This is a genomic window from Stutzerimonas stutzeri, from assembly GCF_002909485.1.
GTDB lineage: Bacteria > Pseudomonadota > Gammaproteobacteria > Pseudomonadales > Pseudomonadaceae > Stutzerimonas > Stutzerimonas stutzeri_AH.
Map to the genome: position 1 here is coordinate 646947 of NZ_PPXG01000001.1, position 18914 is coordinate 665860.

The following is an 18914-nucleotide window of genomic DNA, read 5'->3' on the forward strand; positions in this document are numbered from 1 at the left end:
CTTGTGGCGGTGGTTTTTCAGCGACCAGGTAACGACGATTCCGATCCGCCTCCGGAGCTTGTAAGCGCTGAGGCGGCAGGCGCATTGCAAGACTCGTGCTAGAGCGTTGCGCGGTTATGACCGCGACGGTCGGAAGCGTGGATGCTACCACTGCATTCGTGCGTTGGGCGCGGGGCAATCGCGCCAGATTCGATGACCGAATCGACGTGAAAACCGTACTGCTTGGTGGAGCCGGATTTTATTCGCACCCAATGCTTACGAATGGCACGGAAAGCGAAATCAGCGTAGCCCACTATGGTGCGCGTGCCAGTGCAGGCTGGTGCTAATTGGTGCAAGCCGCGCAGCGCCGTCACGTGAGGGGTTCATCAAGTGCAAGCCCCAGCGGCGTGGGACGCTGCAAAGCGATTCAGAAGTCCCGGCGATAGAACACGTCCAGCGAACTCGCCAGACCACTGGCGGCTTCGAGGAAGATCCGCCGGGTCAATTGATAGCGTAAGGCGATGGTATTCGAGGGCTCGAACACGCCAACCCCATAGCGCAGCGCCAACCGCTCCGTCAGGCGCCCGGTCGCCACGACACTGGTTCCAGCGCCGGTGCCTTCGGTGTCCAGCTGAAAGTCCTGAATACCCAGGCGCTGCGCCAGGCCGCCAGTGATCGATGAGCTACCCGCCAGGCCAAGGCCTAGCGCTGCCTGCGCTAGCAGGTTGCTGTCGCCGGTATCGGCACCCAGCGGACGGCCCAGCACCAGATACGCCAAAGCCTGCTCCTGGCTCATGGCCGGTTCGGAGAATACGTCGATGCGTGGCTGCTCCGCGCTTCCGGTGATGCGTAGGCCGGCAACCACGTTTTCCGCCTCGATCCGGCGGATCGCTTCGATATTGAGGAACGGCTGGCTGATCATGCCGGTGAACAGCAGCTCAGCACGTCGAATGGTCAGCCGCTGTCCATAGGCGCGGTAGCGGCCATTCTTCAACTGCAGCTCCCCGCGTGCATCCAGGTTGTCACCGATATGCAGATAGCCGGCGAGATCGGCGGTCAGGCCGAAGCCGGAGAAACGCAGACGATCCTGGCCCACCTCGACATCGATATCCATTTTCACCGCCAGCGGCGTTGCTGGTTCCTCTGCTTCGCGTCCCACGATGACGGTGTCTTCTGAGACCCTAACGGTGGCGGGCGGTAGCTCTCGCACGGTAATTGCGCCTCGGGGGACTTCAATGCGGCCGCTTATGGCCAGCTCCTGTCCGCTGAGCACGATGCGCAGGCTCGGCTCGACTTCAAGGTCCGCGTACGGCTCGACCACTACCGGCAGGCGGCTGCCCTTGATCGCCAGATCAAGATCCAGAGCGTCCTCCCAGTCCAATGCGCCGTTCAGAGTGCCGCGCCCCTGCTCGCCAGCTCGCCAATCACCGTCGATGTTCAGGCGCTCACCCTCGATCAGCACGCGGACACGCAGGTCCTCGAACGTCGTAGGCAATTCGCTGCCGGCAATTTCGCCACCGGTAAGCAACAGCTGGCCGTTGAGCGTCGGCTGCTGCAGGCTGCCGGCCAGCTGGCCGCTGCCGTTCAACTGGCCGCGCAAGCGCTCGACCATCGGCACGAACGGACGGGCCACGGCCAGATCGAAGCCACTGAGTCGAAACTCGCCGTTGATTGGCTTGACCTCCGGCCTGGGGTCGATTTGCACCTGAACGTCCAGCTCGCCCAGTTCGCCCCCTTGGAAGCGCAAATCACTGTCGATTCGCTCGGGCAGCAGACGACTGTTGAGCACAAGGGTCTGGTACGGAAAGTCATGCCATTCTTCTGCATCACGGATGCGCAGCACGCCGGGACCGGCATCGACCTGGACACGTCCGTTGGGGCCACTGGCGGGAAGGTCCAGTTCAATATCCGCATTCAGGTCGCCCTGCCAGCTGAAATCCTCGGGCAGATACTCGGCAAGCGACTGCAGCGCGAAATCACGCAGGCGATAGCGAATTCGTGGGTCCGGCATCAACCGCTGATCTTCCGCGCAAAGACTTGCAGGCCCGGAGAGCCAGCAATGAGCACCCAGCTCCAGGCGACCATCGGCAAAACGCTGCAGCGTCGCCGGTCGTTGCAAGGCCCAGTTCTGCTGCTCCGCACTTAGCTCGCCACGGGTCAGCCGCCCGACCCAATCATCACCACGCAAGCCTCCGTCGAGCGCAAGCGCCAGATCGAGCAACGGGCCCTGCAGCTGCAGGTCGGCCTGATGGTTTTCCGCGGTGCCTTCAGCTTTGAGCTGCAGCGCGCCAAGGTCGGTCTCGCCTGCGCGTATGCGCTCGGCGTTCAGCGCCAGGCGACCACGCTCGCCACCGGAAAGCTGGCCCTGAAGGCTGAGGCGCCTCAGCCGATTGTCCTGGTACGCAAGATTGCGACCGCTCAGTTCGACCTGCCCGCTCGGCGCCGCAGCAGTGCCGCTCAGCGTTACCTCGCCGTTCAGCTGGCCGCTAAGGTCCGGCCAGAGCTGCGCCAGGCGGCTCAACTCGAGCTGCAGTTGCCCATCCAGCGCTTGCGCCCAGATACCGCTGCCGTGCACCCGGTTATCACCCATACGCAGGTCCACGACAGGCAGATTCCAACGCTCGCCCTCCCCGCTGGCCTGCAGCTGCAGGCTGGTGTTCTGCCCTCGCAAGCGCCCGCTGATATCGAGGTTTGCCTCGGCCTGCAGGCCTTTGTCATGCAAAGCACCCTGGCTTCGCAACGAACCACCAAGCTTGCCCGGCAGCTCTGCAAGCCAGTACGCCGGATCGAGATCGCTCAGCGCCAGGTCGGCTTTCCAATCGAGGCCTTCGGCAAACCCGATGCTGACCGAACCCACTGCACTGCCCTGCCCGGCGCGCAGTTCCAGCTGCGGCAGATGGACTGATTCAAGGTTGCCGCTAACCGGGCTGTTCAGCGTGAAGTCACCCGCCGGGCCTGTCATGGCCGACTCGAAGTTGCCGAGATAATTGCCGTCGTCGTACTGAACCTGCGCCTTGAGTTCGCGCAGCCTCACCGGCGGCTCCTCGATCTCCGGATACAGCCGGCGCCAGGGAAAATCCCGCCAGAGCAGATCAACGTTGGCTTCCAGACCATCCTGCCAATCGACATCACCACTCAGCCGCACATCGCGCTGCTGTCCGGCGTCCAGCTCAAGCATGGCGATCTGCGCCCCGCTCAGGCTGACTACACCCTCGAGCGCCACGCGCACCGCGCCGCCGTCCCCCGGTAGCCGGGTGGTGCCAAGCACGCGGTAGCCATCTTCCATATTGCCGGTCGCAGTAAGCTCCAGATCATTCAAGCGCAAAGTTTCCGGCAGATCGGGCAACGCTTTGAAGCCGTCGGCGTTCAATCTGATGGTTGCCGGCAGTCGCTCATCCAGCGCATGCAACTGGCCGCTGAGGGTGCCATCCAGATATCCCTGGCTCTGCACTTGCACATGCAGCTGTTCACGCAGGTCACCTTCTATGGCAATCATTAGAGCCCAAGGCTGCTCGTTCGGCGATTTCAGCGCAGCCTGCCCTGTCAGTTGCAGCGGCCAGTCACCATTGGGCAGCAGCCGGCCATTCATCGATAAATCGAGATCATCGCGCCGCAGTTCGAGACGCTGAATATCCAGGCCATCCGCACGCCAGTTGGCCTGCAGATGCAGGCGCCGCACCTGCTCACTGCCATTGAGCGTTACCCGACCGATGTCGATCCGCTCGACTTGCAGCGCCACTGGCAGGTCGAGATCCGGCAGGGTGAAGGGTTCAGCGTCGGGAGTTGGCTCGGTCGGGGGAAAATTGAGAATGATGTCACCGGCAGTCAGTTCGTCGATGCACAGAGTGCGTTTGAGCAGGCAGCCCGGCGCCCAGGCAAGACGCGGCTGTTGCACCTCGACGCGGTTACCGTCCTGCTCCCATAGCAGCCGATCGGCTTGCCAACGTTGGCCTAGCTTGCCCTCGAAGGCTTCGACCGTCAGCCCCGGCACCTGCGCCAGTAGCCAACGACTGCCACTGGCGGTGCCGAATACGACGCCGACGCCGATGGCCAGCAGCAATACCAGCGCAAGCAGCGCCCACCCCACCCCACGCAATAGCCGCATCACAGCTCAGGCCCCATGGAGAAATGCAGCCGTACGCCACCTTCACTGTCCAACGGGTGCGCGACGTCGACGCGAATTGGCCCTACCGGCGAGACCCAGCGCACGCCTACGCCAACCGCGCTTTTGAGGGTGGGGATTTCCAGCGAATTGAAGGCGTTGCCCTGATCTACGAAGGTCGCAACCCGCCATTTTTCGGCTATCGAATACTGATACTCGGCACTGACAGCGAACTGGTAGCGGCCACCGATCTTGTCGCCGTCGGAGTTGGTCGGTGACAGGCTCTGGTAATCGTAGCCGCGCACACTCTGATCGCCCCCCGCAAAGTAGCGCAACGAGGGCGGTACATTTACGTATTCGTCGGTCCAGTTGCCGCCGAGCTGTACCCGGCCGAGGAAGCGATGCCGCTGGCCGAGCGTAGTCAGGCCACGCAGCAGTACGTTGGCGTGGATCAGATCAGCGTCGGACAGCACGCCCGACTTGGCCCCCGCCACCTCGAACTGCAGGCGGTAACCATTACTTGGATCTATGCGGTTGTCGCTACGCAGATAGCTGTAGGCGACGCCCGGCATCAGCAAGGTACTGGTACCGGAATCGTCGCCCAGACGATATTCCTCGTGCTGCCATTTCAGCGACAGCACACGCAACCAGCCGCTAGGCAGTCGACTGTGCCACTCAGGGCCTACCTTGAGCAGCCGGCTCAAGCTGTCGGTGCCGGCAATCTCCTCGTACTGGTAACCACCCACGAAGCGCAGTTTGTCGGTCAGTGGCGGGTCGAGGGGAATGTCGTACCAGAAGCCGACGTTCTGTCGCGGTGCCGAGAGTTCGGTTTCAGCACCGTAGCTATGGCCTTGCGGGTTGACCCAGTGGCGCGTCCAATTCATCCGTATGCGAGGACCGACATCGGTCGAATAGCCCAAGCCGAGCCCGAACGTGCGCGGCTTGCGTGTGGTGAGCGCAACGGCAACCGGGATGCGTTGATTGCTGGCGCTGGTTGGATTGGCGTCCACACGGACACCTTCGAAATAGCCGCTCGATTGCAGCGCCTGGCTGAGTTCGGCAATCAGTTCGGAGTCGTAAGGCGTATCGGCATCGAATGGCACCATGCGTGAAAGCAGTTCGTCATCGAACGGCGCATCACCCTCGAAGCGCACATCGCCGAGCCGGTAGCGTGCCCCGCTGTCGAACACCAGCTCGATATCAGCAGTGTTTTCTCGTGGGTCTACCGCGAGCCGCTGACGGGTGAAACGACCATCGAAATAACCGAAGCGCGACGCCTGGTTTAGGAACTGCTGCTTCACATCCTCATAGCGACCGTGGTTGAGCACATCGCCCTGGCGCAAGGTGCGCTGCGCGACGCGGAAACCGGAGAACTCCGCTGCCGGCCCGTCCAGACGGACAGTGATATTGCGTAGGCGCACCGGCTCACCGGTTCGCACGCGCAGCACCAGGGTCGGCTCATCGCCTTCACGCACCTCGGTTCGAATCCGACTGCGGTAGTAGCCGAGCGCTTGCAGAGCTTTCTCTGCCTGGCTTTGGGCGACTCGGCTGTAGCGCAGCAAATCGCTGGCGTCGCGGTCACCCAGATCGCCAATGTAGTTTTCGATGTTTTCCCGAAGTGCCCGGTTCTGTGGCTCGATACGAACCTCGAGCTCAGCGGCGCTGGCGTGGATGCCGCTCAATGTCAGGATTGCGGCTACCAGCTGGCCGATTCGGTTCGATTTGCACATGGCGCGCAATGCTACCACGGGCTTGTGAACATGCCCGAGCAGGTGGGCTAGACAGGGCGTAAGGCGATCTTGGGGGGGAACGGGCATCGGCTGACATCGCGTGGATTCAGACCAGTCAGACTGGCCTGTCCCGATAAAATTCGGCCACACCTAACGGGCCGCTTCCATCCGCTTTGGCGCAGGATGAAAAAAGATGTGCTCCACCACAGGCCCGACGGCGATCTGGCCGATCTCCTCGTAGCCTTGCCGCTGGTAGAAGCTCAAGTAACGCGGGTTGCCAGTATCGATTACCAGACCTTGTGAGGTTTCATCTTCGGCGCACCATTCATGTACGGCTTGCAATAGCTGCTCGCCATACTGCTGCCTCTGAAACTGGGGATGCACGCCAAGCAGCGGCAGCAGATGCACGGCGCCTGGCGGCAGGCAAGCCAGCACAGCGGCGTGATAATCCAGATAGCGCCGCGTACAGCGGAAACCCGCGGTTAGCAGCATTCGTGCCCGCCACGCCCAGCTCTCGGTGACATCCAGCCGACGCTGCGGCGGCGCTATCAGCGCAACCGCAATCAGCCGATCCTCTACAAGCAAACCGAGCCCTGGCTGCTGCTGCAGGAAATGCTGATTCACCAGCTCCCGTACCGTGGCGCGCACGCGCTGCTGGTAACCCGGCCGATCAGCTTCGAACAGGTAGGCGAAGGTCGGCTCGTGACGGTAAGCGTGATAAAGCAGCGAACGGGTTTCGCGGTCATAACCGCTATCGAGCATGCGAACCTCAGCGGACATCGGCATGGCAAATCTCGTTTCTCTGAAGGGTGATTGCAACTTAGCAGCGGTTGGCACGCCCCGCCATGCCTCCGGACCACGGGCCCGCGTCCGTACGTAACCCAATGATGCACATGTCGATGACCGTTCCCGTCGCTAGTTGCCCCGTCGGCAGTTGGTACCTGCGACGCCAAATCTCTAGAATCACGACTATCAAACCTCGACAGCTCGGCGACGGTATGGGCGCACTGCTCTCACCGCCTTTGCGACCAACACAGCAAATTACGGAATTTCATGAAAATCGTTTCGTTCAATATCAATGGATTACGCGCAAGACCTCATCAACTTTCCGCGATCATTGAAAAACATCAGCCGGATGTCATTGGCTTGCAGGAAACCAAGGTGTCTGACGAGCAGTTCCCACAGGCTGAGATCGAGGCGCTTGGCTATCACGTGCACTACCACGGGCAGAAGGGCCACTATGGCGTCGCCCTGCTCTCGCGCCAGGCACCGCTGGAAGTCCACAAGGGCTTTCCTGCTGATGGTGAGGAATCGCAAAAGCGTTTTATATGGGGCCGTTTCGCCGATGCTGATGGTCGCACCGTAACCGTCATGAACGGCTACTTCCCGCAGGGTGAAAGCCGTGACCATCCGGTGAAATTTCCGGCGAAAACCAAGTTCTATGCCGATCTGCAGGCGCTGCTCGAACAACAGTTCAGCCCCGACGAGTTGTTGGCCGTGATGGGCGACTTCAACATTTCCCCGCAGGATTGCGACATCGGCATTGGCGAAGTGAATGCAAAGCGCTGGCTGCGCACGGGCAAATGCAGTTTCCTGCCGGAGGAACGTGAATGGCTCGAGCGCCTCAAGGGCTGGGGGCTGCAGGACAGCTTCCGCACGCTCAACCCGACGGTGGCCGACCGCTTCAGCTGGTTCGACTACCGCAGCCGCGGCTTCGAGGACGACCCGCGTCGCGGCCTGCGTATCGACTACATCCTGACCACAGCGGCCCTGCACGGGCGGGTCAGCGATTGCGGCGTCGATTACGACATCCGCGCGATGGAGAAACCGTCTGACCACTGCCCGGTCTGGATAGAACTTCGCTGACCGATTCGCGCACCCTTTCAGGCGCTGCGCGCACGCTGTCATTTTTCGGTAACCGAATCGTCTTAATCTCGCGACCTTCTACAAGGAGGTCGCAAGATGACATCACGTTCGGTTGGACGATTTCGGTATCGGGCGTTGCCCCTGCTATTGCTAGCGTTGAGCGGCGTACCGAACAACGGCGTTGCGGCACTGCCGATTCCGGCGGATGAATCGGCCGTGTTGCGCATCCATGGCTCCAACACCGTAGGCGCGAAGCTCGCCCCCATGCTCATCGCCGGGCTGCTCGAGGCCGAAGGCTATCAGGAGGTGAGCATCCGCCCAACCGAGGTGGAAAACGAGCAACGCATCAGCGCCCGCACGCCCCAAGGCAAGCAGGTCTACGCCACCGTTGCCGCACACGGAACCGGCACTGGCTTCGCTGGGTTGAAGAACGGCCAGGGTGATCTTGCAGCGGCCTCCAGGCCGATCAAGGCCGGCGAGAGCGCCGAACTGGCCGACCTGGGCGACATGCGCAGCGCCAGGGCGGAACAGGTCATCGCCATCGATGGTTTGGCCATCGTGGCGCATCCGGGCAACCCGCTTGCCTCGCTGACTACCGTCCAGCTGGCAGCCCTTTTCGCAGGCGAGATTCGCAACTGGCGGGATCTGGGTGGGCCCGACCTGCCGGTTAGGCTGCACGCTCGCGATGATCGCTCAGGTACCTACGACACGTTCAACGAGCTGGTACTGGCGCGTCAGGGCAAGACACTCTGGAGCGATGCGAAACGCTACGAATCCAACGACGAACTTTCCCGCGCTGTGACACTGGACCCCGGCGCCATCGGCTTCACCGGCCTGGCCTCGCTAGGCAAGGCCAAAGCCCTGGCCATAGCCGATGGAGACTCGCAACCGATGCCACCCTCCCGCGCGCTGGTCGCGACCGAGGACTATCCACTGTCACGCCGACTGTTCCTATACGCACACCCAATCAGACAGTCGCCCTGGACCGAAGCCTATATTGAGTTCATTCATGGCGAAGCTGGCCAACGTATCGTTGAGCAATCCGGCTACGTTTCCCAGCATGTCGAAGCGATTCGGCAAACGGCGCTCGCCGACATGCCGGCCTTTTACCAGCAGTTGGCAAGCGAAGCGCAGCGCCTGACGGTCAACTTTCGCTTCGAGGAAAGCAGCGCCCAGCTGGACAACAAGGCGATGCGGGACCTTGAGCGGGTGGCAATCTACCTGCGCAAACACGACAAGCTCACCGACTCGGCGGCACTGGTGGGATTCGGCGACGCTACAGGCGATCCCTCCCGCGCTGCCTTACTTTCCAAGCTGCGCGCGATGACAGTCCGTCGCGAACTAAACAAGCGCGGAGTATTTCTTAAAGAAATCAATGGAATGGGCGCCGAACTTCCAGTTGCATCTAATGATGCGGGCAGCGGCCGGGTGAAGAACCGTCGTGTGGAAGTCTGGGTGTACTGAGTGAATGCAAGATCGTATCGGCGACCGTTCACGGGCGTACTGTCGAAGGGGGCGACGTCGCGTTTAAGCTCAGGGGATTTCCAGCGCAGGAATCCTCCATGTACCTCGTCTGTGGTGAAGCACTTTTCGATGTATTCGCGGCGCCGATCGATAGCCGCAATAGCCTGAATCTCGAAGCAGTGGCGGGCGGCTCGCCGTTCAACGTCGCTATCGGGTTGGCGCGACTGGGCGTGCAGGTCGCTCTGCTTGGCGGGCTCTCCCGTGATCATTTCGGCCATCGCTTGCTCCAGCTTCTGCAGGACGCTGGCGTCGCCACCGAGCATCTTGCCGTTTTCGATGCGCCGACCACCCTGGCGATGGTAGCCGTCGGCACCGACGGCAGTCCGGTCTACAACTTTCGCGGCGAAGGCTGCGCCGATCGCCTGTTGCAGCCCGAACACCTGCAATCGCTGCCAGCCGCCATCCGCGGCATCCATTTCGGGTCCTACTCCCTGGTAACGCCGCCGATTGCCGATACGCTGCTGGCCTTGCTGCATCGCGAGCATGCGCAACGTCTGATTTCGCTCGACCCGAACATTCGCCTCAACGTCGATCCCAACCTCGAACGCTGGCGCGAGCGGGTCGAGGCCTTCGCCGATAGAGCGCACCTGATCAAAGTCAGTGACGAGGATGTGGCCCTGCTCTACCCAGGCGTTGCCCCCGAACACATTGCGCAGCGCTGGCTGGGTAACCACACCGAGCTGGTAGTGCTCACCCGCGGTAGCGAAGGCGCGCAACTCTTCAGTCGGCAACATGGGCGGTTCCATGTCCCGGCGCAGCCGGTCACGGTGCGAGACACCGTGGGTGCCGGTGACACCTTTCAAGCCGCGTTGCTGGCCTACCTGGCCGAACAGCAGGTGCACTCGCCGCAGGGGCTCGCGCAGATGGAGCGTGCACAGCTGCAGGCCATGCTCGCATTCGCCAGCAGGGCCGCCGCCGTCACCTGTTCCCGGCGCGGCCCGGACCTGCCCTACCGATACGAAATTGACTGACCTGTTTGGCCATTGCGCCCTCAGCAGCTATAACCCTTCGTGGCGTTTCACGACAACGGACCCTGCATGAGAGCGTTGAAGATTTCAGACCCGTCCTACGAGCTGATGGACGATCACCATGGCAATTCGCTGATCTACCGCGAACATGGCTTCCCCTGTCCGCTGGTGCGTTGGCACAACCATAAGGAATACGAGCTTCACCTGATCGTCGCCAGCTCGGGCAAGGTATTCGTTGGCGATTACGTGGGTAATTTCGTGCCGAACAGCCTGTTCCTCACTGGCCCGCACCTGCCGCATAACTGGATCAGCCAGGTCGAGGATGGAGAAGTCGTGGCCAAGCGCGACATGCTGGTCAACTTCACGGACGAGATGCTCGAGGCCGGCCACGCTGTGTTCTCCGAGCTGCGGACTTTCACGCCGATGCTCGAACGCTCGCGCTACGGCATCGAGTTTCGCTGCCCGAACACCATCGCCCAAGCGCGCCAGCTGATGCAGCAGATCGCCGACAGCCACGGCGCCACCCGCCTCGGCTATTTTCTGATCATGCTTGAGCTGCTCGCCAAGTGCGATGACTACCAGCTGCTCTCCGGCGCCACCTCTGCGCAGCTTGGCGACGAGCAGCAGGCCGACCGGACCAATATGGCAGTCAACTACATCTTCGAGAACTACATGCGCGAGCTGCCGCTGGAGGAAGTCGCCAGTCATCTCGGCATGAAACCCACCTACTTCTCGCGCTTCTTCAAGCGCGCCACCGGGCGCTGCTACGTCGAATTCGTCAACAGCCTGCGCATCAGCAAATCCTGCGAGCTGCTGCTCGATCAGGCTAAACCGATCACCGATGTCTGCTTCGAGTCGGGCTTCAACAACCTGTCCAATTTCAATCGCCGCTTCCAGCAGCTCAAAGGCATGACCCCGTCGTGCTATCGGCGCCTCGTCGAGCAACGCCTGACCGAGCAGAATCTCGCCAGCTGATACGCTTCAGGCGAGTCGGGCCCGACACATTTTTGCTCGCCTGCTGCTCCGCTCGCGCGGTGTTGGTTGTGGAAACGCCTGGTTCTTGAGCTCCTGTGACAGGTTGGGACGGGGCCGTCGCCAGCGGCCCGCCCCGATCAATAGAGTGCAAAAAAGTATCGAACCGAGTGCAGTCACGGCTTTGTCGCGTGGCCACTGCCGGCGTTGTAATGCCTGCCAGACGCTCGTAGCGCAGTACGCGAGTAACAACAAAAACAATAAGTGCTTCCAGAGTTCGATCTGGAAGAGGAGTCCACGAATGAAAGCATTCAACTTGCTGCTCGCCACCGCCTGCATTGCCACGACTGGTATTGCGCAGGCCGCCGAAACCCTCACCGTCGCCACCGTGAACAACGCGGACATGATCCGCATGCAGCGCCTCTCCAAGACCTTCGAGCAACAAAACCCCGACATCAAGCTCAACTGGGTTGTGCTTGAAGAGAACGTCCTGCGTCAGCGCCTGACCACCGACATCGCCACCCAGGGTGGCCAGTTCGACGTGCTGACCATTGGCATGTATGAAGCCTCGCTCTGGGGCGAAAAGGGCTGGCTTGCTCCGATGAAGGATCTGCCAGAAGGCTACGATCTGGACGACGTATTTCCTTCGGTACGCGAAGGCCTGTCGGTAGACGGGACGCTGTACGCCCTGCCGTTCTATGCCGAAAGCTCCATGACTTACTACCGCACCGATCTGTTCGAACAGGCGGGCCTGGACATGCCTGAACATCCCACTTGGACGCAGATGGCCGGGTTCGCCGAGAAACTGCACAAGCCAGGCGAAGATCAGTACGGCATGTGCCTGCGTGGCAAGGCCGGCTGGGGCGAGAACATGGCGCTGGTGACCACGGTCGCCAATTCCTTCGGTGCGCGCTGGTTCGATGAGAAGTGGCAACCTGAATTCGACGGCCCCGAGTGGACCAAGGCAGCCAATTTCTATGTGGACCTGTTGAGCAAGTACGGACCGCCGGGCGCGTCGAGTAATGGTTTCAACGAAAATCTGGCCCTGTTCAACAGCGGCAAATGTGCAATGTGGGTAGACGCGACGGTCGCCGGTTCCTTCGTGACTGACGAATCACAAAGCAAGGTTGCAGACAAGGTGGGCTTCACCTTCGCCCCGCAGGAAGACACCGACAAGGGTTCCGCCTGGCTTTACTCCTGGGCGCTGGCAATCCCGACCAGCTCGCAACAAAAGGACGCCGCCAAGCAGTTCACCGCCTGGGCCACCTCCAAGGACTACGCCAAGCTCGTTGCCGAAACCGATGGCGTCACCAACGTGCCACCGGGTACTCGCGAATCTACCTACAACGATGAATACATGGCCGCAGCACCGTTCGCCAAGATCACCCTGAAGTCGTTGAAGCAGGCCGATCCCGCCTCGCCATCGGCCAAGCCGGTTCCCTATGTCGGCATCCAGCTGGTGACCATTCCGGAGTTCCAGGCCATCGGTACCCAAGTAGGCAAGATGTTTGCAGCCGCCCTCACCGGACAGATGCCGGTGGAGCAGATGCTCACCGCGGTGCAGCAATCCACGACGCGGGAAATGAAGCGCGCCGGTTATCCCAAGTAGGCATTTTCTTCCGAAGATGAAACCGGACAGGGCTCGCCCGAGCCCTCATGGCCTTCTTTCAGCCGGAGCACACCATGGCCACCCCATCCGCAGCCTTGCCCAAGGCACCTGTCATTGATACGGCAAGCGAGCCGAGCGAGCGCAAGCCACGCCGCTTCGGCCCCAGCTGGTTTCTCGTCAGCCCGTCCGTTGCGCTGTTGCTGCTGTGGATGCTGGTTCCGCTGTCGATGACCGTCTACTTCTCGGTGATCCGCTACAACCTGCTGTATCCCGGTGAGAACGATTTCGTCGGGCTAGAGAACTTCCATTACTTCCTGACCGATGCCGGCTTCATGCCCGGCATGACCAATACCCTGATCCTGGTCGGCAGCGTGCTGCTGATCAGCGTCGTACTCGGCGTACTGATTTCCGCGCTGCTTGAGGCGGCAAATTTCACCGGGCGCGGAATCGTTCGCGTCATGCTGATCTCGCCGTTCTTCATCATGCCGACCGTCAGTGCGCTGGTCTGGAAGAACCTGATCTACCACCCCGTCTCCGGCATTCTCGCCACGGTCTGGAAATTCTTCGGTGCCCAGCCGATCGACTGGCTGGCGCAGCACCCGCTCGCCTCCATCGTGATCATCGTGTCCTGGCAGTGGCTGCCCTTCGCGATCCTGATCCTGATGACCGCCATGCAGTCCCTCGATCAGGAACAGAAGGAAGCTGCACGTTTGGACGGCGCCGGCCCTATCGCGATCTTCTGGCATCTGACCCTGCCGCATCTGGCACGCCCAATCGCCGTGGTGGTGATGATCGAAACCATCTTCCTGCTATCGGTCTTCGCCGAGATTTTCACCACCACCAGCGGTGGCCCCGGCTACGCCTCCACCAACCTCGCCTACCTGATCTACACCCAGGCGCTGCTGCAGTTCGACGTCGGCATGGCATCGGCCGGCGGCCTGATCGCAGTGGTCATCGCCAATATCGCGGCGATCATCCTGGTGCGGATGCTCGGCAAGAATCTCACCGAAAAATATTGAGGACAGACCGATGCTGACGCTTAAACAAAGTCGCCGCCTCAATACCGTGGTGGTCGGGCTGTTCGCCTGGGCCGTGGCGCTACTGTTGTTCTTCCCGATCTTCTGGATGCTGATGACCAGCCTGAAGACCGAGATCGACGCTTTCGCCACACCGCCGCAATTCATCTTCACGCCCACCCTGGAGAACTACCTGCAGATCCAGGACCGCAGCGGCTACTTCAAGTACGCCTGGAACTCGGTGACTATTTCATTCGGCGCTACCGCCCTGGGCATGCTGATCGCGATCCCCGCGGCCTACTCGATGGCCTTCTACGAAACCAAGCGTACCAAGGGCACCCTGCTGTGGATGTTGTCCACCAAAATGCTGCCGCCAGTGGGCGTGCTGGTACCCATCTACCTGCTGGCCAAGCAGTTCGGCATGCTGGACAGCCGCGCGGTGCTGATCATCATCTACACGCTGATCAACCTGCCGATTCTGGTGTGGATGATCTACACCTACTTCAAGGACATACCGCGCGACATTCTCGAAGCAGCGCGCATGGACGGCGCCACGCTGATGCAGGAAATGGTTCGAGTGCTGTTGCCGATCAGCAAGGGCGGGCTGGCCTCGACCATGCTGCTGTCGCTGATCCTGTGCTGGAACGAAGCCTTCTGGTCACTGAACCTGACCTCCTCCAATGCCGCGCCACTGACCGCGCTGATCGCCTCCTACTCCAGTCCCGAAGGCCTGTTCTGGGCCAAGCTGTCGGCCGTCTCCACCCTCGCCTGCGCCCCCATCCTGATTTTCGGCTGGATCAGCCAGAAGCAGCTGGTCCGCGGCCTGTCGTTCGGCGCTGTTAAGTAAAGCCGCCGCGGTATTAAAAAGATCGACAAGAATAAAAGGATTCCGAACATGGCAGATCTTAAAGTCCATAACCTGAAGAAAAGCTTCGACGGCAACGACATCATCAAGGGCATCGATCTGGACATTCGCGATCGCGAATTTGTGGTCTTCGTCGGTCCCTCCGGCTGTGGCAAGTCGACTTTGCTTCGACTGATCGCCGGACTCGAAGAAGTCAGTGGCGGCAGAATCGAACTGGACGGGCGCGACATCACCGATGTCAGCCCGGCCAAGCGCGACCTGGCCATGGTGTTCCAGACCTACGCGCTGTACCCGCACATGACGGTGCGCAAGAACATGTCCTTCGCCCTGGACCTGGCCGGTGCGGACAAACAGGAAGTGGCGCGCAAGATCGAGGCAGCCGCCCGCACCCTGGAACTGGAGCCGCTGCTAGAGCGCAAGCCACGCCAGCTCTCCGGTGGCCAGCGCCAGCGTGTCGCCATTGGCCGCGCTATCGTGCGCAACCCCAAGGTCTTCCTGTTCGATGAGCCCCTGTCGAACCTCGATGCCGCGCTACGCGTGCAGATGCGCCTGGAGCTGTCGCGCCTGCATCAGGAGCTGCAGGCGACAATGATCTACGTCACCCACGATCAGGTCGAAGCCATGACCCTGGCCGACAAGGTGGTGGTGCTCAATGGCGGGCGCATCGAGCAGGTGGGTTCACCCATGGAGCTCTACCACAACCCCGCCAACCTGTTTGTAGCCGGCTTTCTCGGCACACCCAAGATGGGCTTTATGCAGGGCCGCATCAGTCAGGTCGAGGCCACCGGTTGCGAGGTGGAACTGGACGCTGGTTGCCGTCTGTACCTTCCGCGTAGCGGCCCTTCGCTCGCGGTGGGCGACACCGTCACGCTAGGGATTCGCCCCGAGCACCTCAACCGCAGCACCGACGGCAATTGCCAGCTGGAAGTCAAAGCCGACGTCAGCGAACGACTGGGCAGCGACACCTACTGCCACGTCATCACCCACGCGAACGAGCCTTTGACCATGCGTATCCGAGGCGACTTCACGCCGCGCTATGGCGAATCGCTGAGGCTGAGCCTGGACGCGGCCCATTGCCATCTGTTCGACGGCAACGGCCTGGCGGTCGGCCAATCCCTGCAACAGGTGGCCTGACCCGTCCACCGCTACCCAGACATTCATTTACCGGCAGATCGCTGCGCCCGCAATGGCAGCGATCCGGCCCCCGGCTTTTCCATTCTTACGCCCAGCGAGGCCTGACATGAAGTTGAAACGACAGAATCTGCCACAGCTGCCGGCGCACATCGCGCGTCCTGCCTACGCCCTGGACGACGTCATCGCTGGCATCGCGCACATCGGCGTGGGTGGCTTTCATCGCGCCCACCAGGCGGCCTACACCGATGCATTGATGAACACTGGCGAAGGGCTCGACTGGGGCATATGCGGCATTGGCACGCGCGCCGACGAATCGTCCATGCGCGACGCCCTCGCCTCGCAGGATTACCTCTACACCCTGGTTGAACTCGACGACCGGCCCGATACCGCGGTCCGCGTGATGGGCAGCATTCGCGACATGCTGCTGGTGAGCCAGGACGGCTCCGAAGCGGTGGTCGCCCGGCTCGCCGATCCGGCGATCCGCATCGTTTCGCTGACCATCACCGAAGGCGGTTATTGCATGGACGACGGCACTGGCGAATTCAACGCCAAGCTGCCGCATATCCAGCACGACGTAGAGAATCCTCGAACCCCGATCAGCGTCTTCGGCCTGCTGTGCGCAGCCTTGGCCAAACGCCGCGGACAGGGTGTGCCGGCATTCACGGTGATGTCCTGCGATAACCTGCCGCACAACGGCGACGTCACGCGCAAGGCGACGCTGGCTTTCGCCAGCCTGGTCGATGTCGAACTGGCAAGCTGGATCGAGCGCTATGTCAGCTTTCCCAACGCCATGGTCGACCGCATCACGCCGATGACCAGCCTTGCCAATCGCAAGGACCTGAAACAGCAACACGGCATTGACGATGCCTGGCCGGTGGTTTGCGAGCCTTTCGTTCAGTGGGTGCTTGAAGACAAGTTCGTGTCCGGCCGACCGGCCTGGGAGAACGTCGGCGTGCAGTTCACCGACGACGTCACGCCCTACGAAGAAATGAAGATCAAGCTGCTGAACGGCAGCCACCTTGCCCTGACCTACCTTGGCTTTCTGCGCGGGTATCGCTTCGTTCACGAAACCATGGCCGACCCGCTGTTCGTCGAGTACATACGCCAATACATGGACGAGGACGTCACCCCGCAGCTGGCGCCCGTGCCTGGGATCGACCTCACCCAGTACAAGCAGACGCTGATCGAACGCTTCTCCAATTGCGCCATCGCCGACCAGCTGGAACGCGTCTGTTCCGACGGCTCGTCGAAGTTTCCCAAGTTCAGCGTACCGACCATCGACCGGCTGATCGCTGATGGCGCCGAGCTTGATCGCGCAGCGTTGGTCCTGGCGGCTTGGGCGCTGTATCTGCGCGGCGTGGACGAAAACGGCACGTCTTACCGAATCCCCGATCCACGGGCGGAGTTCTGCCAGTCGCTGGTCGAAGAGGATGAAGGGCTCGCCGAGCGCCTGCTCGGGCGGGAGGAGATCTTTGGCAATCACATAGGCCGCTCGCCAGCCTTCCGCGAGGCGTTCGAGCGCAACCTGCTGCGCCTCACCACCTTAGGCGTAAGCGGCACTCTCGATCTGTTGCTTACCCGTTGACGGAGCAGACCATGTTTCTCGGTATCGATTGCGGCACTCAGGGCACCAAGGCGCTGCTGCTCGATGCATCCAGCGGACAGGTGCTCGGCCAAGGTTCGGCCGGTCACGAGTTGATCAGTGGCCCAAACGGCCGCCGCGAACAGCACGTCGAGCAATGGACGGCCGCATTCGAAGCGGCGACTGCGGCGGCGCTCGCCGAAGCCGGGGTGACGGGCGATCAGGTGCTCGGGATCGGTGTTTCTGGTCAGCAACACGGGCTGGTCACGCTTGACCGCGAAGGCCAGGTTCTAAGACCCGCCAAGCTCTGGTGCGATACCGAGTCCGCCGAGGAAAATCAGCGGCTACTGCAATGGCTGGGCGGTGAACGCGGTTCGCTGGAGCGGCTGGGAGTGGTCATCGCGCCGGGATACACGGTATCGAAGCTGTTGTGGATGAAAGAACAACACCCCCGGTTGTTCGAGCGTATTGCCCACATCCTCCTGCCCCACGATTACCTGAACTACTGGCTGACCGGCCGCTGCTGCAGTGAGTTCGGCGATTCATCCGGCACGGGTTACTTCGACGTCCGAACGCGGCGTTGGGACCTGGAAGTATTGCGGCATATCGATGCCAGTGGGCGACTCGAAGCCGCGCTGCCGCAGCTGATCGCTCCTGATGAAGCTGTCGGCAGGCTCCGTCCGGAGCTGGCGCATCGCCTGGGCCTGAACCCGGACGCCATTGTTTCGAGCGGCGGCGGCGACAATATGATGGGCGCCATCGGTACCGGTAATATCCGCCCGGGGGCCATCACCATGAGCCTCGGCACATCCGGCACCTTGTACGCTTTTGCTGAAGAACCGCGAATCAGCCAGCAGCCAGCGGTCGCCACGTTCTGCTCGTCCAGCGGTGGTTGGCTGCCGCTGATCTGCACCATGAACCTGACCAATGCCAACGCAGGGATACGCGATCTGCTGGGGCTGGACCTGGAGGCGTTCAACGCACTGGTGGCGCAGGCGCCGATCGGCTGCGAGGGCGTCACCATGCTGCCCTTTCTCAACGGTGAGCGCGTCCCCGCTCTGCCCCGGGCCAGCGCCAGCCTGCACGGCCTCACCGCCGACAACCTGAGCCGCGCCAATCTCTGCCGCGCAGTGTTTGAAGGCGTGACATTCGGCCTACGCTATGGGCTGGATCTGTTGCGCGAAAGCGGCATTCGCAGCGAAAGAATCCAGCTGATCGGCGGCGGCGCAAAGAACCCGCAGTGGAGGCAGATCGTCGCGGACCTGATGGCCACGCCGGTGGTCTGCACGTCCCATAGTGAGGCGGGGGCTCTGGGCGGGGCGATCCAGGCTGCGTGGTGTCATGCCAGACAGACCCAGCCGCGCGCCAGCCTCATCGAGCTTTGCGAGCGATGCGTCAGCCTCAACGAAACCACGGCGGTCGCGCCTGACACCGCCGCGGTTCTGGCCTATGAGCAGGCCTATCGGCGTTATCGGCAACTGGTAGCCAGCATCTACGGTCAGCAGACGCCACCGGACCTGACGCCGGTCGCCTCCTGAAGCGCAGCGCTCGGTCGATAGGCAAATAG

Annotated in this window: 13 protein-coding genes; 10 read left to right on the forward strand and 3 right to left on the reverse strand. The window is 61.8% G+C overall.

The window, feature by feature from the left end:
• Nucleotides 1–406: 406 nt before the first annotated feature.
• The 3 genes from CXK91_RS02795 to CXK91_RS02805 all read right to left on the reverse strand — a co-directional run bounded on the left by CXK91_RS02795 (nucleotide 407) and on the right by CXK91_RS02805 (nucleotide 6597).
• Entirely contained in the window at nucleotides 407–4084 is a 3678-nt protein-coding gene (locus CXK91_RS02795) for a translocation/assembly module TamB domain-containing protein (protein WP_103454859.1), read from the reverse strand.
• Entirely contained in the window at nucleotides 4084–5811 is a 1728-nt protein-coding gene (locus CXK91_RS02800; protein ID WP_103454860.1) for an autotransporter assembly complex protein TamA, read from the reverse strand. The genes CXK91_RS02795 and CXK91_RS02800 overlap by 1 nt, the downstream gene beginning before the upstream one ends.
• Nucleotides 5812–5961: 150 nt before the next feature.
• On the reverse strand, nucleotides 5962–6597 hold the full coding sequence (locus CXK91_RS02805) for a GNAT family N-acetyltransferase (protein ID WP_103454861.1): 636 nt from the start codon (nucleotides 6595–6597) through the stop codon (nucleotides 5962–5964).
• Nucleotides 6598–6864: 267 nt separating this feature from the next.
• Here CXK91_RS02805 and xthA point away from each other — a divergent pair, with 267 nt between their 5' ends.
• The 10 genes from xthA to xylB all read left to right on the forward strand — a co-directional run bounded on the left by xthA (nucleotide 6865) and on the right by xylB (nucleotide 18885).
• Nucleotides 6865–7677 (forward strand): exodeoxyribonuclease III, encoded by an 813-nt coding sequence (xthA, locus tag CXK91_RS02810; RefSeq protein ID WP_103454862.1) that lies wholly within the window; start codon nucleotides 6865–6867, stop codon nucleotides 7675–7677.
• Between the two features lie 96 nt (nucleotides 7678–7773).
• Nucleotides 7774–9141: a phosphate ABC transporter substrate-binding/OmpA family protein gene (locus CXK91_RS02815; RefSeq protein WP_103454863.1), complete on the forward strand. Its 1368-nt coding sequence runs from the start codon at nucleotides 7774–7776 to the stop codon at nucleotides 9139–9141.
• Nucleotides 9142–9239: 98 nt separating this feature from the next.
• The gene (locus tag CXK91_RS02820) at nucleotides 9240–10172 is read left to right on the forward strand and encodes a carbohydrate kinase family protein (RefSeq protein WP_103454864.1); all 933 of its coding nucleotides are present in this window, start codon (nucleotides 9240–9242) and stop codon (nucleotides 10170–10172) included.
• Between the two features lie 66 nt (nucleotides 10173–10238).
• Nucleotides 10239–11144, forward strand: coding sequence for an AraC family transcriptional regulator (locus tag CXK91_RS02825; RefSeq protein WP_103454865.1), 906 nt, complete (start codon nucleotides 10239–10241; stop codon nucleotides 11142–11144).
• 298 nt (nucleotides 11145–11442) lie between these two features.
• A complete protein-coding gene (locus tag CXK91_RS02830) occupies nucleotides 11443–12750 on the forward strand; it encodes an ABC transporter substrate-binding protein (protein WP_103454866.1) in 1308 nt (435 codons plus the stop codon).
• 74 nt (nucleotides 12751–12824) lie between these two features.
• On the forward strand, nucleotides 12825–13769 hold the full coding sequence (locus tag CXK91_RS02835) for a carbohydrate ABC transporter permease (protein WP_103455007.1): 945 nt from the start codon (nucleotides 12825–12827) through the stop codon (nucleotides 13767–13769).
• 10 nt (nucleotides 13770–13779) lie between these two features.
• Nucleotides 13780–14613, forward strand: a complete 834-nt coding sequence (locus tag CXK91_RS02840; RefSeq protein WP_103454867.1) for a carbohydrate ABC transporter permease — start codon at nucleotides 13780–13782, stop codon at nucleotides 14611–14613.
• Nucleotides 14614–14661: 48 nt separating this feature from the next.
• Nucleotides 14662–15765 carry an ABC transporter ATP-binding protein gene (locus CXK91_RS02845; RefSeq protein WP_103454868.1) on the forward strand — a complete coding sequence of 368 codons (1104 nt, stop codon included), beginning with the start codon at nucleotides 14662–14664 and terminating at the stop codon, nucleotides 15763–15765.
• Between the two features lie 106 nt (nucleotides 15766–15871).
• Nucleotides 15872–17350: a mannitol dehydrogenase family protein gene (locus CXK91_RS02850; protein ID WP_103454869.1), complete on the forward strand. Its 1479-nt coding sequence runs from the start codon at nucleotides 15872–15874 to the stop codon at nucleotides 17348–17350.
• 11 nt (nucleotides 17351–17361) lie between these two features.
• On the forward strand, nucleotides 17362–18885 hold the full coding sequence (gene xylB / locus CXK91_RS02855; protein ID WP_103454870.1) for a xylulokinase: 1524 nt from the start codon (nucleotides 17362–17364) through the stop codon (nucleotides 18883–18885).
• Nucleotides 18886–18914 lie beyond the last annotated feature (29 nt).

Bases quoted from the DNA above. Each gene is read 5' to 3' on its own strand.
- CXK91_RS02835 (WP_103455007.1), top strand. From the start codon at position 12,825: ATGGCCACCCCATCCGCAGCCTTGCCCAAGGCACCTGTCATTGATACG.
- xylB (WP_103454870.1), top strand. From the start codon at position 17,362: ATGTTTCTCGGTATCGATTGCGGCACTCAGGGCACCAAGGCGCTGCTG.
- CXK91_RS02840 (WP_103454867.1), top strand. From the start codon at position 13,780: ATGCTGACGCTTAAACAAAGTCGCCGCCTCAATACCGTGGTGGTCGGG.
- CXK91_RS02795 (WP_103454859.1), bottom strand. From the start codon at position 4,084: ATGCGGCTATTGCGTGGGGTGGGGTGGGCGCTGCTTGCGCTGGTATTG.
- xthA (WP_103454862.1), top strand. From the start codon at position 6,865: ATGAAAATCGTTTCGTTCAATATCAATGGATTACGCGCAAGACCTCAT.
- CXK91_RS02800 (WP_103454860.1), bottom strand. From the start codon at position 5,811: ATGTGCAAATCGAACCGAATCGGCCAGCTGGTAGCCGCAATCCTGACA.
- CXK91_RS02830 (WP_103454866.1), top strand. From the start codon at position 11,443: ATGAAAGCATTCAACTTGCTGCTCGCCACCGCCTGCATTGCCACGACT.
- CXK91_RS02845 (WP_103454868.1), top strand. From the start codon at position 14,662: ATGGCAGATCTTAAAGTCCATAACCTGAAGAAAAGCTTCGACGGCAAC.
- CXK91_RS02825 (WP_103454865.1), top strand. From the start codon at position 10,239: ATGAGAGCGTTGAAGATTTCAGACCCGTCCTACGAGCTGATGGACGAT.
- CXK91_RS02805 (WP_103454861.1), bottom strand. From the start codon at position 6,597: ATGCCGATGTCCGCTGAGGTTCGCATGCTCGATAGCGGTTATGACCGC.
- CXK91_RS02820 (WP_103454864.1), top strand. From the start codon at position 9,240: ATGTACCTCGTCTGTGGTGAAGCACTTTTCGATGTATTCGCGGCGCCG.
- CXK91_RS02850 (WP_103454869.1), top strand. From the start codon at position 15,872: ATGAAGTTGAAACGACAGAATCTGCCACAGCTGCCGGCGCACATCGCG.
- CXK91_RS02815 (WP_103454863.1), top strand. From the start codon at position 7,774: ATGACATCACGTTCGGTTGGACGATTTCGGTATCGGGCGTTGCCCCTG.